We start from the raw sequence: 15404 nt of genomic DNA, 5'->3' as shown, positions 1-15404 counted from the left end.
CTTTATCCTCGCCAATGACTCGACTGCGTCGCTCCTTAATCGTCACTTTTTTATCGTCAAACTCTGCAACTGCAATGCAGTTTGGCGTCACAGTCATTCTTTCCCGTCTGTTGACTCCGGCAGAGGTAGGAATTTTTTCGATCACCGCAGTATTCATCGGAATATTTCATGTGTTCCGAGATTTTGGTGTTTCAAATTATTTGCAACAAGAAAAAGATTTGACGCCGGAAAAAATGCGTTCAGCAATGGGCTTGCTGGTCACAGCATCCTGGTTGATCGCTACATTAATCTACTTTGCAAGCGATTTTGTCGCAGCTTTTTATGCACAGCCGGGCATTGGTTCCGTCATGCGCACCTTGACGATAAGTTTCGTATTGCTCCCCTTCGCTTCATTTTTTTATGCACTGTTGTCACGCGATTTGCAGGCGGAAAAGCAGGCGGTCGTCAACATTTTAAGTACTATTGCCTACGCAGTAACATGCATTTCGCTCGCGTCGATGGGCTTTAGTTACATGGCGTTGGCTTGGGCAAATGTAGTGAATATTGCGGTTACGATCCTGATTTATATCCCGCTGCGACCTAAAGGTATTTCATTCATTCCCACTTTCCGCGGCTGGGCTAAACCCATACAGTTTGGCGGCGGCTCGATTATTGGTCGCTTAGTGGAGCAGGCATACAATTCCATTCCTGACCTTGTGTTAGGCAAGTCCAGCGGCGCGCATAGCGTCGGGCTTTTCAGTCGCGCGAATGGCCTTGTCGGCATCTTCGTGCAGATTGCCGGCCCTACTGTCAATTACAATGCCTTACCTTACATCGCAAAAAATCATCATGCCCAGGTTTCATTGGGCCCTATCCTCGCTAAATCGACAAGCTATTTGACTGGTATCGCTTGGCCAGCATTTATTTTGATCGGAATTTTTGCAGAAGAAATTATCCTCACGCTTTATGGAAAGAGCTGGCTCGAAGCAGCACCCTTAGTGATTATTCTTTCTCTGGCAAGCGCAGCACGTATCGGTTACTCGTTATGCCAGACTGCCTTGACCGCGATCGGCAGGCCTTACTTGTCGATCATTTATTCGGGACTGGGTACGCTGGCGAGGATTGCACTTATTTATGCTTTTGGTGCGCGGGACATCACATCTTTCGCGTTGGGACTATGTCTGGCTGATTTGCTTACGACGCCAGTGGCTGCAATGCTGATGGCACGCTATTTGGGCTATACCCTGCGGATGTCCATTGCAGCGCATGCGGTAAGTTTTAAGGTGGGATTTTCCTGTTTGGCGGTAACGTTGTTTTTGAAATATGCCATGCCAGTCACGTGGCCGGATTTTCTTCGCTTGTCGCTGGCGATCATTAGTATGGGAAGCGTGTGGCTCGTCTGTGTTTTCTATTTCAAGCATCCCTTGAAAGAAGAATTATCAGCGCTTTGGCAAAGAATAGTATCTGGCAAAATCGTCCGCCGGTTATCAGGCATCGTCGAAATGGAGAAGACTAATGGGTGAATTGTCAGTGCAGGAAGGCGTCACGCTAAGCTTGGTGATACCTACTTATAATCGCGCTGATTTGATTGGCGAAACCATCGCAAGCGCACTTGGACAGACCCGTTCGTTTACCGAAATTATCGTTGTCGACGATGGCTCAACCGATAATACTCAAGAGGTGTTGCAGAAATTCGAAGGGCGCATCCGACTTTTGCGTACGCCGAATCAAGGCGTTCAAGCGGCACGCAATGCAGGGGTGGCTATTGCAACGTCCGAGTACATCAGTTTTTGTGATTCAGACGATTTGCTGGAGCCGGAATTTGTAAGAAAGGTCGCTGCATATTTTTTGGAAGACCCGCAATGCGACATTCTTTACTGTAATTTCATTCCCTTTACAGACCGGACGACGTTTCCCGATAAATTCTCAATGGCGCCGCCAGGATTTTTTTCTGGCGCAACAGTGCATGGAGAATTTCTGAGTGAAATCCCGGATTTGTATAAACGCTTGATCGATTTTCAACCGATGTTTACCGCCGGTAATTCCATGAAAAAGAATTTTTTTCATGCCATAGGCGGATACCGGGTCGAATTCAAGGGCATAGGCTCGGAAGACTTGGAATTTTTATTGCGCGCAGTCGGTGCCGGTAAGCTCAGCGTATCACAGTGCCCGCTTGCAAGGGTGCGGAAGCACGTAGGCAATGAGTCGGCCAATGCGGCGCGACAGGCACAAGGAGAAGCTCGCATATTAGAGTATTCCTTGGCCCAACACCCCCACGCGATGGCCTATAAAGATGCAGTTCTTTCCAGTGTCGAGGAACGGCGTTTAAGTGCTTTTCATGGGGCATTCGCAGAAGGAAATTTCGAACTTGCAGCCGAAATGCTTTCCTTGCTGCGGAAAAAGCCATCTGATCTGAAATTCTTACTTAAAAGGTTGATCCTCGCTTTGCCCTCAGTCTGCCGGTCCAATCTGTGGCGGATTGCTCAGGCGCGGGCTTGATGCGATCACAACAGAATTTATCCGCGCAGTAAATAGACCCATGCAAGTATTGCATCTATAAGCGGCTGGCCGGACTGGGAATGGCGCTATCGGACGTGCCGAATCTCCCCATTCTTGCTGTAAGTTTTTTCCCCTGGCTGATAAATACTTGCTCTACGTATCGATAGCTGAGCGAGGCCGCACACCAGGTCAGCAGTAAGGACAGTCCGATCAAGATTGCTGCATAAGGCAAGGAGTTGACCCCTTGCGTGGAAAATGGCCAAACTTTCTCTAAAAATCCTGCAGTCAGTTTTAGTATGGCGAAATGCAATACATAAGCACTGAAGCTGACCTTCCCAAGACGAACGATTGCAGAGTTGATGACGATGCGGTTTCCCGTCTTGATGACTAATACCAGCGCCCAGAGCATGAATCCCAAAGAAATCAACAAATGCGTGGGCGGCAACCCGCTGTGCCAATCGAAAAATTTTTGTTGCCCTTGGAAAGAAAGCGCAAAACAAACCAACAGCAGTAGGATGCTTGCTTTGCCGGTTGTGATTCTACTGTTGGTAATTGCAGTACGAATGCATTCATCTTTGATCAATTGATAAAGCAAAAATCCCATTGCAAATATCGCTAACTGATTGGGTGGCCAGAAATACAGGAAATTTTCACGCTGCTCTATTGTCAGTCCAGGGAAAAGGTGGTTACCCAGCGTAGATGCCGCAATCAAAATAAGCAGAGTTCCGACAAGAAAAATAAGTGCACGGCGAATCGATGTGATTGAAATGGCCAGAAATGGGAAAAGAAAATAAAAACAGAATTCGACCCCGATGCTCCAACCGCCTGGCACTGGCATCCAGCCTGGCACAGTAGGTATCAGATAAGGGCTCCAGGCATTGTAAAAACCCAAAGTGGCAAACAGTAGTTCGCTACTGAAGGCACTTACCTTATTCTGGTTGACTAGCCAGTAAAACACGATCGCCAGGTAATACAGCGGGGCTATTCGAAAAAATCGACGGGTAAGAAATTTCGTGCATCTCAAAGCAAAGCCATCACTGCTTCTAGTCCAAGACATGAGCAGCGTTAATGCTGATGCAATAAAAAACAGTTGCACGCCATAGACACCCAGCAATAACACGCGCTTGGCGGGCCATACAAGGCTTTGGATGTAAGGGGTTGCATGGACGCCAATCACGAGCAAGATGGCATACCCCCTGATTGCATCGATAGCCTGCAAATCTTCTTGCTGGTCAAAGGTCTTGATCGCAACTTGCATATACTTGCTTCCTATTGTTTTTTTGTATGTTCTCTTAACAGTCTTTCGCAGATTGTTAAAAATTTTTCTGCCATGGATTGGGTATTATTTTCTTGGGCAATTCGATAGCCGTAATCGCTCATTGCTGACACAAGGCGCGGATCGGAAAATAATTTGATAATGGCACCGGCAATTTCTTGCGGATCTGTGCCATTGACCAGCATTCCGGTTTTACCATCAATGACTGCTTCGACTGCGCCGCCTGCGCGTCCGCCGATGACTGGTTTGCGGCAGGCATTCGCTTCCCGGAAAACCAGGCCGAACCCTTCAGTATCTCCATCCGGCATCGTTCTATTCGGCATCAAAAAAATATCGCAAGTGCGTAGATAGTTCACTAATTCATCATCGGAGACCTTGCCGACCAAAGTAATGCAGTCCGATAAACGATGTTCTGCAATCAAATGCACAAGTTCGGCGCGGTAATCTCCGTCACCCACCACCAGATAATGTACTTCGGGGATTTTCTTGCGCACTTCGGACATGGCCATGATGGCCTTGTCCACGCCTTTGCGGGGAACCAGCCTGCCAACGGTCAGGATGATTTTTTTTCCAAGCAAATTATGCCGGGCAATCAGATCGGCAACTGGCGGGCCTGGCGTAAAACGGTCGGTATCGACGCCATTCTGAATAAGCGAAATCCGGTTCGGCGGCATGCTCATTTCATGGGTCAAGGCATCACAGGTAAACGCGCTGACCGCCACTACTTTGTCAGCCTCGGCCAGATAGCGCTGGCGCCGCATCCCATGCAACCGTCCGCCGGTTGCAGTAGTGATTTCCTCGCCATGTACATAAATAATTAACTTTGTTCCGAAAAATTTTCGGAGTGCGATACCTATCCAGCTGCCAGTAACCAGTTCGCCGATGCAAACGATATTGATATCATGGCGTCGAACGATCCTGGCTGCCTTTAGAAAAATCCGTGCATATAGCGGCACGTCCTTGCAAAGGAGGCGATATAGGGACACGAAAATGTTTGCCGGCGGCGGCATCATCAATGGGCGCAGCAGCTTGGTACGCTCTACTGGAAACGATGTCGCCTTGTCATGCTTATGCCAGTCGCTGATTTCACGATTCGTCAGATAATTGAACTTGGCAGACAATACCCTGATACTCCCCGTGGGCATTCTGGCGCAGAGATTTTCGTAGACGACTGCGGAGCCGCCATGTATGGGCGGGAATGTGCTGGCGATCATCAGGCACCTTACTTCGGATGCAGACGGCGAATTTCCGCCAGTTTTTCTGCCAGGAAGGTGCCAGGATTTTTTCACCATATTGCGCGCCAGCTGGTAAGCCATGCGGGCATCCGTGCTTCCCCAAGGAGAGAATCGCGGCAACTGAAATGGGTCGGACGATGCAGAAGCGACGCCGACATGCGTGGCAACTGCGGCCTTGTATCCGGCAGCCTTGACCATGTCGGCATGTTCGTTATTGAAATCCTTGCCCGGTCGTCCATTTGGATAGGCGAATAATGTGACTGGTCCACTGATGATAGCTTCGAGTTCTTCCCGGCAGCTGCCAATCTCAGCGATTGCTTCGCTGGTCGTGCATTCGTTGAGAATGGGATGGCGCACGGTATGAGCGCCTATTTCAAATCCATGGTTATGGATTGCGCGAACGGAATCGGCAGTGAAAGGGGAAGGATGCACAAGCGCTGACCGTCGCTGGGCTTCGAGCAAATCGATCGCGGCAAGACGTTCCGCGAGAGGAACATATTTAAGCCGTTCCTGAAGATCGCGCGTTAGTTTGATCCTGGATTCCAGCGTATCCAGTTGCGCATAAGTGCTAAAGCCGTATGGAAGTACGGCGCCCGTATCTGGCAACGCCCTAACTGCGGCAAGGATGCGCTCATGCCAGATGGCTTGCCCGGAGAGTTGTTCCGTCGTTATGAAAAATGTTGCCGGCAAATTGCGACGTAGTAGCGCCGGGCATGCTGTATCCAGCCAATCCGCATAGCCGTCATCAAAAGTGATCGCCAATGCCCTGCCTGGAAGCGTTCCCTTTGCCAAAGCGTCCACCGCCTCTCCCAAAAACATCACATGGAAATTAGCCTTAAGAAAATCCAGCATTGGTTCAAAGCGATCGATAACCAGTTCATCCGGCACCAAGGGATCGGCATTCGGCGGAATTTTGTGAAAGACGAGAATGGTCAATTTCCCCTTGACGCCATGCGGCGCCAGGAGGGAAAAGATCGCCTTGACAAGCGATGACTGATGAGTCGGAAAGCTAGCCAGGGGCGATTTGCAAGCGACAGTCATTTGGCCTCACTTTGTCTTGTCACCGTGGACGCACCCCGGATGCCGGGGAAACTGGTTGCGATTGCAGGTTTCATCATAAATACCTTTTCCAGCAATACGAGCAATGCAATGAAATAGTAATAAAGATCGTAGTAGGCAAGAGAAAGAAAAGCGCCGCCCACGGCATAGCCGATGATGCTAACCTGGAGCATGGCTGCCAAATTCGCGACATGTTTCAGTTCTTCGCGTCCCCGGCAAAATTGAAGAATGCGTGATCCGGTGCGCCACGCGCTTACCATTAACGCGAGAAACAGGCCCAGGCCAATGAATCCATGTTCGCCGAGAACCTGGAAATAGATGCTGTGCGCTACATGAAAGTCGATTGGGTCAGGGGCGTATGCCAAGAACATCGATGGGGTAAACGCAATGTACCCGCCGCCGAGGAAATGATCTTTGGCGACGTTGAATGCAAAATGCCAGGCATTCAACCTCCCTAGTGCAGACGAATCTTCTTTATAGTCGTCGATGGTTTCCATCCGAGCAAACCATTTTTCCGGCATGATTGCATATATGAGTGGAACCAATAGAAGAAGGATTGCGCCAGTGCGTAGCTTTTGTGAGCTCTTCAGCCAAAGAAAAAACAGCATCGCCGCTGCGGCCAGCAGGGCGCCGCGCGAATATGAGCCGGCGGCTGCAATCATGGTCAGGATGGCCAGCCCCCGCAATCCATAGCGCTGCCATTTTTTTTGCGCCTGCCCCTGAAGGTGCCAGATCAGGGGCAGGGTGGTAATCAATGCCAGGGCAAGGCAATTGTTATCCGTGATGTAGCTTCCTTCCGGGCCGAGAACGTGGCTCTTTCCTCCAGAAGCCAGGGTGAATATGCCGCCTTTCAAGCCATAGAATCCCAGTGAAAGGCCCAATACCCATGGAAAAGCCTTGATCTCTTTTTCCGAGTTCACCAGAGTCATGGCGAGAAATGTTACAAGAAATGTTTTGCTGACCCTGCTCCATTCTTCCCACGCCAATTTTGGGTCTTGGGCAAAAAGGGTTGTGAACGTTGTCCAGACCATGAAAACGATCAAGATTGCTGTCACTGGTGTCAAAGGCAAGTGTTTGCGATCTTTTGACATGAATGCGCTGATGATCGTGATGCCACCAATCAGCGCGGCAAAAGGGAAATCATAGGCGGCACCATATGTCAGACGATGCGGATTCATCAGGCTGATCCACATAAAGGCAAGAATGCCGACCGCCGGGCGCTTAAAAATAAATGGTATTAGGGCAAAAACAAGGCCAAAAATGAGCAAGTCACGCATGGCGCATGTTCTTGAAGAGGCCGATTGCCCTGGCAGCGTTCCCTTGCCAAGTCAGCTTTTGTGCAGCAATGGTTTTACGGGCATTATCTCCAATCTCCTGGCGCAGTGCAGCATCCCCACACAATCGGCTGATCGCCTGCGGCAAGCCATGAGAGTGATCCGGATCGAATAGCACGGCATTGTGGCCATCCGTCAGAATCTCCATCAGGTTGGGTTGCGCCGGCCCCACGATTGCCTTGCCCAGCGCCAGATATTCAAACAATTTCAGCGGCGAGGCATACGCCACCACCGCCGGCTGCAATGCAATGTCGAAGGCAGCCACGTAGCGCGCCACGTCGTCGCGCCCGACAATGCCGGTAAAGGTGACCCGTTGGCTGATGTTCTGGTCGCGTGCCTGCTGTTCCAATGCTGCGCGTACCGGCCCATCGCCGACGACCAGCAGATGCCGGCTCGACGCGGGCGGGTCTTGCGCGATCAGGTCAATCACTTTGTCCAGGCCATGCCAGTCACGCACGAAACCGGTGAATCCCAGCACCAGTTTGTTCTGCAAGCCGAGTGCCGCTTTGGCCGACTGTGCGTCGGGCGCCTCGGCAAAACGTTCTTCGTTGATCCCGTTCGGGATGACGACGATGCGTTCGCGCGCCACGCCATAGGATGCAACGATGTCGCCCAGCACCTGCGTCACCGGCAGGACATAGTCGGCATTGCGCCATGCGTAGCCTTGAGACCAGCGCGCCAGCCGTTTCAGGGAGAGGCCGTCGTACCGTGCGCGTTCTTCGAATATCGGCGCATTCACTTCCAGCAGCATGGGCAACTTGTATCTGCGCTTGAGCCAGATGCCGGCCGGGAGAAACAGGTTATAGCGTTCGTACAGGCAGTCGGGCCGGTGCAGTCTGACCGCCCTCGACAGGCGCCGGTAGGCAACCAGCGAATAGGCCAGCTCCATCAATTCATAGAACCATTTCGGCAAGTGGCGCTTGAGCCATGCCACGAGCCCGGCATCGGCGCCGAATGCTTCGCTTTCCGCGCTGGGCGGCGCAACGATAATGACCTCATGTCCTTGCTTGCGCAGGGCATCGATCATTTCCTCGATATGGACGTACTGGCCATCCTTGGAACGGGTGCGATGGTGATAGAGAATTTTCACGGGCGTGACGCTCCCAGTATCTTGTCAAACAGGCGCAGCTGTCCTTCGGTGGTGTCATCCCAGCTGAATTTTTCAGCGTAGGCGCGCGTTGCTGCGTGCGAGGGGTAATTCGCGCGCAGCCGGCGCACGGCATCGGCCACGCCTTGCGGGGTTCGCTCTGCCATCAGTACGCCTGCCTCGGGCGCGGCGACGACTTCCGGCGTGCCCCAGACATTGCTGGCGACGACCGGTGTGCCACAGGCCATGGATTCCAGCAGCACATTGGCCCAGCCTTCGCGGCTGGATGCCAGCACCATGGCGTCGGCCGCCCCATAGTAATTGCGTAATTCGGTTTGAGGCAGCGCCCCAAGAAATTTGACCCGTTCTGCGACGTTGAGCTGCTGCGCCAGCGCTTCCAGCCTGGCGCGTTCCGGGCCGCTGCCGGCGATCAGCAGTTCGGTATCTTCCAGTTTTGGCAGGGCAGAAATGATCAAGTCGTGTGCCTTGCGGGGTTCCAGTAGTCCAACCGAGAGCAGGGTAAAGCCACGCATTCCAAGCGATGCACGCACCGAAGCACGGTCGACCGGTTGGAAACGTTCCAGGTCCACGCCGTTTCGCAGCGGTGTAACCTTTGCAGCATCGATACCCAGGCCTGCCATTTCTTCTTTTAATGCATTACAGACAGTGATCATGCCCTGTGCATGCCGGGCGGCCCAGAGTATCTGCTTGCGCGGGATGGCGTGCTGAGGAATCAGATTGATGTCGGTGCCGCGCGCGGTAATGACGACAGGTTTGTTGAAGTGCTTGCCCAACATGACGGCGGCAACGCCATCCGGATAAAAGTAATGGGCGTCGATCAGGTCGAAGTCGTAGCCTGACTCGATCATCCGGCGCATCGCGGGCTTGACTGATTGCGCAAGCAGGAGCGGTGCGAGGTTCATGCCAACCTTGGGCAGCAAGGCGTAACGCGGATGGTGCACCTGGATGCCGGAACGGGTTTCCTCTGTCGGCACTTTGGCGTAGCCGGCGTAGCGGCCAAAACGCGGATGCGTCGAGGGAAACCAGGGAACTGGGGCAATGACCCTGGACTGAACCTTGCCGCTGGCAAGAAGATAGCGCAGGCGTGTCTCTACGAAAATGCCATGACTGGGCTTTTCCGCGTTGGGAAACAGGGTGCTGAAAGTAAGCAATTTCATTCGGGCCCGTGTTCCGGCAATCGTGAAATTGCCGAGCAAGTACTGAAATAAAAAGTATTTACAATATTCTAATATTAAATATTTACTACTAGTAATTTATTAAGTATATTCGTTTCGATAAAATGTCGGCAAGATTGTTCATCAGACATGTTTGGATTTAAATTTTGTTAACATTTCGGTCCATAAAATCATGTGGTAATGCAGCTAATATCTGTCGATGTCGCGCATTGTTTCGGAAAACTCATTTATTCATTGCAAGGTCATATTTCTTTACGAATATCTCGTTGGCCTGGCGTAATTGCATCGTATTTCTGTAAGTCAATTATTGGAAGCTTGATAAATTCATGAAAATCACCATCATCGGAACAGGCTATGTCGGCCTGGTATCTGGCGCATGTTTTGCGGATTTCGGTAATAGCGTCCTGTGCCTGGATGTTGACGCCCGCAAGGTGGACATGCTCAAGGCCGGTAGCATTCCCATCCACGAACCTGGCCTGGACGAACTGGTTGCGCGCAATTCTGCCGCCGGCCGTATCGCGTTCACCACCAGCTACGATGAGGCAGTCGAACATGCCGAAGTGATCTTTCTCGCCGTTGGCACGCCGCCAGACGAGGATGGCAGTGCGGACCTGACCCATATCCTCTCGGCGGCGCGCAGCATTGGTGCGCGCCTGAACCGTCCCGTCGTGGTCGTCGATAAATCCACTGTCCCGGTGGGCACAGCCGACTCGGTGCGCAAGGCAATCTCCCAGGAACTGGAACGGCGCAGTGCGCGCATCGATTTTGCCGTGGTAAGCAATCCGGAGTTTTTGAAGGAAGGGGCGGCAATCGAAGATTTCATGCGCCCGGACCGCATCATCATCGGCAGCGACGACGAGCAGGCAACCCGGGTGATGCGCCAGTTGTATGCGCCTTTCAGCCGCAACCGCGACAAGATGATCGAGATGGACGTGCGCAGCGCAGAGTTGACCAAGTATGCCGCCAACGCCATGCTGGCAACGCGCATCAGCTTCATGAATGAACTGGCCAACCTGGCCGAGGAACTGGATGCCGATATTGAAGCAGTGCGGCTTGGCATCGGTTCGGACCCGCGCATCGGACCGCATTTCCTCTATTCCGGCATGGGCTATGGCGGATCGTGCTTTCCCAAGGACGTCAAAGCCTTGCTGAAGACGTCAGTCGATCATGGCCGCACGCTGCACCTGCTGAAGGCGATTGAAAACGTCAACGAGTCGCAAAAGGCGGTGCTCTTCGAGAAAATCGCCCGTCATTTTGGCGGCCGCGACGAGTTGCGCGGCAAGACGATTGCCTTGTGGGGCCTGTCGTTCAAGCCCAATACCGATGACATGCGCGAGGCGCCCAGCCTGGTGCTGATTCAACAATTGCTGCAGGCTGGCGCGCGCGTGCGCGCTTACGATCCTGTGGCCACGGAGGAGGCCGCGCGCATTCTGCAGACCACGGCGGTGGAAAGCCTGGGCTCGGGACAACTTGCTCTGGTGGCGTCGTCAAGTGATGCGATCGAGGATGCGGACGCCCTGGTGCTGGTCACCGAATGGAAAGAGTTCCGTGCGCCAGATTTCAGCCTGTTGGCGAGCACGCTGCGCGGCAAGGCTATTTTTGACGGGCGCAACCAGTATGATCCGGCAATTGTCCGTGCTGCCGGCCTGCGCTACTACGGCATCGGCCGACGCAATCCCTGGACTGGCCAGTGAGTAGCGGCAGTAAAACCATCCTGGTGACCGGCGCCGCCGGCTTCATCGGTGCCTTTGTCGCGGCCCGACTGGCCGACATGGGGCACCAGGTGATCGGATGCGACAATTTCAATGATTACTATACGCCGCAGCTCAAGAACGACCGGGTGGCGGCGCTGCTTGCGCCGCGCGGCATTGCTTGCCAGCGGCTGGAGCTGGCAGATGCCGCCGAGGTCGAGCAGTTGTTCGCGCAACACCGGCCAGCGATGGTGGTGCATCTGGCAGCGCAGGCCGGAGTGCGCTATTCACTGCAGAATCCTGCTGCCTATATCCAGTCCAATCTGGTGGCGTTTTCCCATATTCTGGAAGCTTGCCGCAGGCATCAGATCGAGCACTTGCTGTATGCCAGCAGCAGCAGCGTCTATGGCGCCAATGCGAAGGTGCCCTTCAGCGAGAGCGACCGTACCGACGAGCCGGTGTCGCTGTATGCGGCGACCAAAAAATCCAATGAATTGATGGCGTATTCCTATAGCCACCTGTATCGCTTTCCCGCAACCGGGTTGCGCTTTTTTACCGTGTATGGCCCCTGGGGCCGGCCGGACATGGCGTATTTCAGCTTTACGCAAAAAATGCTCAAGGGCGAGGCGATCCCGGTATTTGCCGGGGGCGAACTGCGGCGCGATTTTACCTATATCGATGACATCGTCGAGGGCGTGGTGCGGCTGTTGTTCAAGCCAAAGGCGCCGGCGGACGGGGGGGCGCCTCATGCCGTCTTCAACATCGGCAACCATCAGCCGGTGCGGGTGCTTGATTTCATCCAGACCCTGGAAAAGGTACTGGGCGTGAAAGCCCGCATCGATTTCCAGCCGATGCAGCCAGGGGACGTGCCGGCAACGTATGCCGATGCAGACGCGTTACGCGAACACGTGGGATTTGCGCCAGCCACGGCACTGGAGCAGGGGCTGGACCGGTTCGGCGCCTGGTATCGTTCCTGGGCGAATTAAGCAGTTTCCTTGCGCAGGAACGCTTCAAACATCAGGAGCATCCAGATAGGCGCGCTGTAATCGCGCCGCCCCGACTGATGCTGCTCGACCATTTCAGTGACGAAGCCCATATCGAATATCCCGCTGTCGGCCATGACCGGCCCCAGCAGCGCTTCGCGCACACGCTGCCGCAACGGTCCGCGGAACCAGCTGGCCAGGGGAATCGAAAAACCCATCTTGTCGCGATACAGGATATCGTGAGACAGCTGCGGCTCCAGCGCCTTCTTGAAAATGTACTTGCCCTCCTGGCCACGCAATTTCAGCGACGAGGGCAAGCCCGAAATCCATTCGACCAGCTGATGATCCAGCAGGGGCACGCGCACTTCCAGCGCATGCGCCATGCTGGCGCGGTCGACCTTGGTGAGAATATCGCCGGGGAGCCAGGTTTTCATGTCCAGGTACTGGATCAGCGATAAGGGATCGTCCGTGGGGGCCGCGCTGGCATGGCGACGCATGACTTCGGCAGCGCCATAGCCTTGCAGGCTGGCGCGAAAGGCGGTGCTGAACAGGCGATGCCGCACGCGATCCGGCATGACCGACACGCCATGGAAATAGCCATCCACCAGGTCGCGGCTGAGCGCCTCGAAAGTGGTCTTGGCGCGCAGGAAGCGCGGCGCCCGGTCGGCTTTCGGATAAATCTTGCCGAGCACGCCGAACAGCGGCTTGCGCAAGGCCAGCGGCATGGCCGAGCGCACCCGCTGTTCCGCCATGGCCAGGCGGTGACGGCGGTATCCGGCAAAATTTTCATCGCCGCCATCGCCAGACAGCGCCACCGTCACCCGCTGGCGCGCCAGCTGGCAGACGCGATAGGTGGGAATCGCCGAGCTGTCGGCGTAGGGCTCGTCATAGAGATCTGCCAGCGTGTCGAGCAGCGCGTAATCATCCTTGTCGACAGTCTCACTATGGTGGCGGGTCTTGTATTGCGTGGCTACCTGCGCTGCGTAGGCAGATTCGTCATAGGCCGGATCGTTGAAGGCGATCGAGCAGGTATTGACTGGTTCTTGCGTCAGGCCGGCCATGGTGGCGACGATGGCGCTGGAATCGACGCCGCCGGACAGGAAGGCGCCCAGCGGCACGTCAGCGACCATGTGCGATTGCACGGCTTCGCGCAGGCGTTCGTTCAATTCGCTGGCAGCGTCTGCTTCCGTAAGCGTACCCAGCGGGAGGAACGGCACATCCCAGTAGGGCTTTGGGGAAGCCATTGAGGCGCCCACCCGCAGCGTCAAGGTGTGTCCGGGTTCCAGCTTGAATACGCCCTGGTAAATGGTGCGCGGCTCGGGCACGTAGCCGTAGGCGAAGTACTCTTCGACTGCGCAAGGATCGATCGTGCGCGGCAGCATTGGATGCGCCAGCAATGCCTTCAATTCGGAGCCGAAGATGAAACTGCCGTCGGTCGTCTGGGCGTAGTAAAACGGCTTGATGCCGAGGCGGTCGCGGGCGACGAAAAAAGTCTTGCTGTTGCGGTCCCAGATGGCGAAGGCAAACATGCCGCGCAGGCGCGAAACGCTCGCTTCTCCCCATTCTTCCCAGGCGTGCACAATGGCCTCGGTATCGCTGTGCGTGCGGAATACATGGCCAAGTCCGACAAGTTCGGCCATCAATTCGCGAAAATTGTAGATTTCCCCGTTGAAGACGATGACGACGCTGTTGTCTTCGTTGAACAGCGGTTGCTGGCCGGTCGACAGGTCGATGACGGAGAGGCGCCGGTGGCCGAGTCCGACGCCGGTCTCGATATGCAAATCGCCTTCATCCGGGCCGCGATGGTGCTGACGCTCGTTCATCGCGTGCAGTACAACACGCTCGATTGCCTGTTCGCCGCGAGGGTCGAAGATGCCGACTATTCCGCACATGATGCGATGGTTCCCTTGAAAGATGTTTTGTTGGCCAGCAGCGTGTCATACAGCGCGACATAGGCATCCAGCATGGCGTGCATGCTGTATTGCCGCTCTACGCGCAGCCGGCCGGCCGCGCCTGCTGCGCTGGCCTGTTCCGGCCGCGCCCGGAAAGAAAGCAAGGCGGATGCCAGTGCCGGTGCATCGGCAGGCGGCACCAGCAGGCCGGTGACATTTTCTTCCACCACTTCGGGCAGGCCGCCGACCCTGGTGGCCACAACCGGCAAGCCGGATGCCATGGCTTCCAGCACGGTGACTGGGGTGCCTTCGGCCAGCGATGGCAGCACGAACAGGTCAAGGCCGCGCATGATATCGGCGATATCGCTGCGCGCGCCCGGCAGCCAGATGCAATCATTCAGGCCGGCTGCGGCAATTTTCTCTTTCAGTCCTGGCAGGAGCGGACCGTCGCCGACGATTGCCAGGCGCAGACTGGCATCCTGCGGCAGCAATTGCCGCAAGTGGGCGAATGCCTCGACCAATCCTTCATGGTTCTTGACATCCTGGATGCGGCCAACAGTGCCGATGACGAAGCAGTCGCCGCCAAAGGGCACTGGCTGCGGCCGAACGGCACCTGAGGGGCGTTCGGGGGCAGGATGAAACTGGCCGGTATCGACGCCATTGTGGATCAGTTGCACCTTGGCGGCAGGAATGCCGACCACATTCTGCAGCCAGCGCGCGAGGTCGCCGGAAACCGGCACATAGCGGTCGATGCACGGCACGAGCAGCTTTCGCAACAGGTTGTGCCTGGGATTGCGGCCTTCCGGGTCGGCGGCATCGCGCCCGTGTTCGGCATGGATGCGGATCGGCACTCCCGCCAGCGTAGCGGTGAAGGCATACTCGATCGCCGCCAGGTTGTACGTATGCAGGATGGCGGGCTTCAGCTTGCGCAGCAGGCGCCAGAGCTTCAGGTGGGTCGAAAGCCCCAGCCCTGCCGGCTTGTGCAGGGCGTGCAGCGCCACGTCGCGGTCACGGATTTTTTTGGAAAAGATCGTGTAATCGGTCAGGCAGACTACCGCATGCCTGTAGCGATCGTGCGGCAGGCGATTGATGCATTCAACCAGCAGGGTTTCCAGGCCGCCGAAATCCAGTCGATAGACCAGGTGTACGATGAGTGGGCGCTTGTCCATTGCG

The 15404-nt window shown here is 55.0% G+C and carries 11 protein-coding genes; 4 read left to right on the top strand and 7 right to left on the bottom strand.

Going from position 1 to position 15404, the window contains the following annotated elements; all coding sequences use genetic code 11:
* Positions 1-14: 14 nt before the first annotated feature.
* Together EKL02_RS15200 and EKL02_RS15195 are read left to right on the top strand one after the other, a co-directional pair.
* A complete protein-coding gene (locus tag EKL02_RS15200) occupies positions 15-1502 on the top strand; it encodes a lipopolysaccharide biosynthesis protein (RefSeq protein ID WP_128902823.1) in 1488 nt (495 codons plus the stop codon).
* On the top strand, positions 1495-2478 hold the full coding sequence (locus tag EKL02_RS15195) for a glycosyltransferase family A protein (RefSeq protein ID WP_128902822.1): 984 nt from the start codon (positions 1495-1497) through the stop codon (positions 2476-2478). The genes EKL02_RS15200 and EKL02_RS15195 overlap by 8 nt, the downstream gene beginning before the upstream one ends.
* Before the next feature lie 55 nt (positions 2479-2533).
* On the opposite strand, the gene EKL02_RS15190 is transcribed toward EKL02_RS15195, so the two are convergent.
* The 5 genes from EKL02_RS15190 to EKL02_RS15170 are packed head-to-tail and all read right to left on the bottom strand — an operon-like array spanning position 2534 to position 9647.
* On the bottom strand, positions 2534-3736 hold the full coding sequence (locus EKL02_RS15190) for an acyltransferase (RefSeq protein ID WP_128902821.1): 1203 nt from the start codon (positions 3734-3736) through the stop codon (positions 2534-2536).
* Between the two features lie 11 nt (positions 3737-3747).
* On the bottom strand, positions 3748-6030 hold the full coding sequence (locus tag EKL02_RS15185) for a glycosyltransferase (protein ID WP_128902820.1): 2283 nt from the start codon (positions 6028-6030) through the stop codon (positions 3748-3750).
* A complete protein-coding gene (locus EKL02_RS15180; RefSeq protein WP_128902819.1) occupies positions 6027-7325 on the bottom strand; it encodes a putative O-glycosylation ligase, exosortase A system-associated in 1299 nt (432 codons plus the stop codon). Before EKL02_RS15180 ends, EKL02_RS15185 begins: the two co-directional genes overlap by 4 nt.
* Positions 7318-8472 carry a glycosyltransferase family 4 protein gene (locus EKL02_RS15175; RefSeq protein ID WP_128902818.1) on the bottom strand — a complete coding sequence of 385 codons (1155 nt, stop codon included), beginning with the start codon at positions 8470-8472 and terminating at the stop codon, positions 7318-7320. The genes EKL02_RS15180 and EKL02_RS15175 overlap by 8 nt, the downstream gene beginning before the upstream one ends.
* Positions 8469-9647: a glycosyltransferase family 4 protein gene (locus EKL02_RS15170; RefSeq protein ID WP_128902817.1), complete on the bottom strand. Its 1179-nt coding sequence runs from the start codon at positions 9645-9647 to the stop codon at positions 8469-8471. The genes EKL02_RS15175 and EKL02_RS15170 overlap by 4 nt, the downstream gene beginning before the upstream one ends.
* 344 nt (positions 9648-9991) lie before the next feature.
* Between EKL02_RS15170 and EKL02_RS15165 the strand changes: the two genes are divergently transcribed.
* Positions 9992-11359, top strand: a complete 1368-nt coding sequence (locus EKL02_RS15165) for a UDP-glucose/GDP-mannose dehydrogenase family protein (protein ID WP_128902816.1) — start codon at positions 9992-9994, stop codon at positions 11357-11359.
* Entirely contained in the window at positions 11356-12342 is a 987-nt protein-coding gene (locus tag EKL02_RS15160) for an NAD-dependent epimerase/dehydratase family protein (RefSeq protein WP_128902815.1), read from the top strand. Before EKL02_RS15165 ends, EKL02_RS15160 begins: the two co-directional genes overlap by 4 nt.
* Here EKL02_RS15160 and EKL02_RS15155 read toward each other — a convergent pair.
* Together EKL02_RS15155 and EKL02_RS15150 are read right to left on the bottom strand one after the other, a co-directional pair.
* Positions 12339-14231, bottom strand: coding sequence for an XrtA/PEP-CTERM system amidotransferase (locus tag EKL02_RS15155; RefSeq protein ID WP_128902814.1), 1893 nt, complete (start codon positions 14229-14231; stop codon positions 12339-12341). The genes EKL02_RS15160 and EKL02_RS15155 overlap by 4 nt on opposite strands.
* Positions 14219-15400 carry a TIGR03088 family PEP-CTERM/XrtA system glycosyltransferase gene (locus EKL02_RS15150; protein ID WP_128902813.1) on the bottom strand — a complete coding sequence of 394 codons (1182 nt, stop codon included), beginning with the start codon at positions 15398-15400 and terminating at the stop codon, positions 14219-14221. The genes EKL02_RS15155 and EKL02_RS15150 overlap by 13 nt, the downstream gene beginning before the upstream one ends.
* Positions 15401-15404: the final 4 nt, after the last annotated feature.

It is taken from the genome of Janthinobacterium sp. 17J80-10 (assembly GCF_004114795.1).
Classification (GTDB): domain Bacteria; phylum Pseudomonadota; class Gammaproteobacteria; order Burkholderiales; family Burkholderiaceae_D; genus Paucimonas.
Note: the sequence above shows the minus strand (reverse complement) of the source record. Positions and strands in the feature narration are given on the sequence as shown.

Coding starts and splice junctions, on each gene's coding strand:
- EKL02_RS15200 (WP_128902823.1), top strand. CDS start 15: ATGACTCGACTGCGTCGCTCCTTAATCGTCACTTTTTTATCGTCAAAC.
- EKL02_RS15195 (WP_128902822.1), top strand. CDS start 1,495: ATGGGTGAATTGTCAGTGCAGGAAGGCGTCACGCTAAGCTTGGTGATA.
- EKL02_RS15190 (WP_128902821.1), bottom strand. CDS start 3,736: ATGCAAGTTGCGATCAAGACCTTTGACCAGCAAGAAGATTTGCAGGCT.
- EKL02_RS15185 (WP_128902820.1), bottom strand. CDS start 6,030: ATGACTGTCGCTTGCAAATCGCCCCTGGCTAGCTTTCCGACTCATCAG.
- EKL02_RS15180 (WP_128902819.1), bottom strand. CDS start 7,325: ATGCGTGACTTGCTCATTTTTGGCCTTGTTTTTGCCCTAATACCATTT.
- EKL02_RS15170 (WP_128902817.1), bottom strand. CDS start 9,647: ATGAAATTGCTTACTTTCAGCACCCTGTTTCCCAACGCGGAAAAGCCC.
- EKL02_RS15165 (WP_128902816.1), top strand. CDS start 9,992: ATGAAAATCACCATCATCGGAACAGGCTATGTCGGCCTGGTATCTGGC.
- EKL02_RS15155 (WP_128902814.1), bottom strand. CDS start 14,231: ATGTGCGGAATAGTCGGCATCTTCGACCCTCGCGGCGAACAGGCAATC.
- EKL02_RS15150 (WP_128902813.1), bottom strand. CDS start 15,400: ATGGACAAGCGCCCACTCATCGTACACCTGGTCTATCGACTGGATTTC.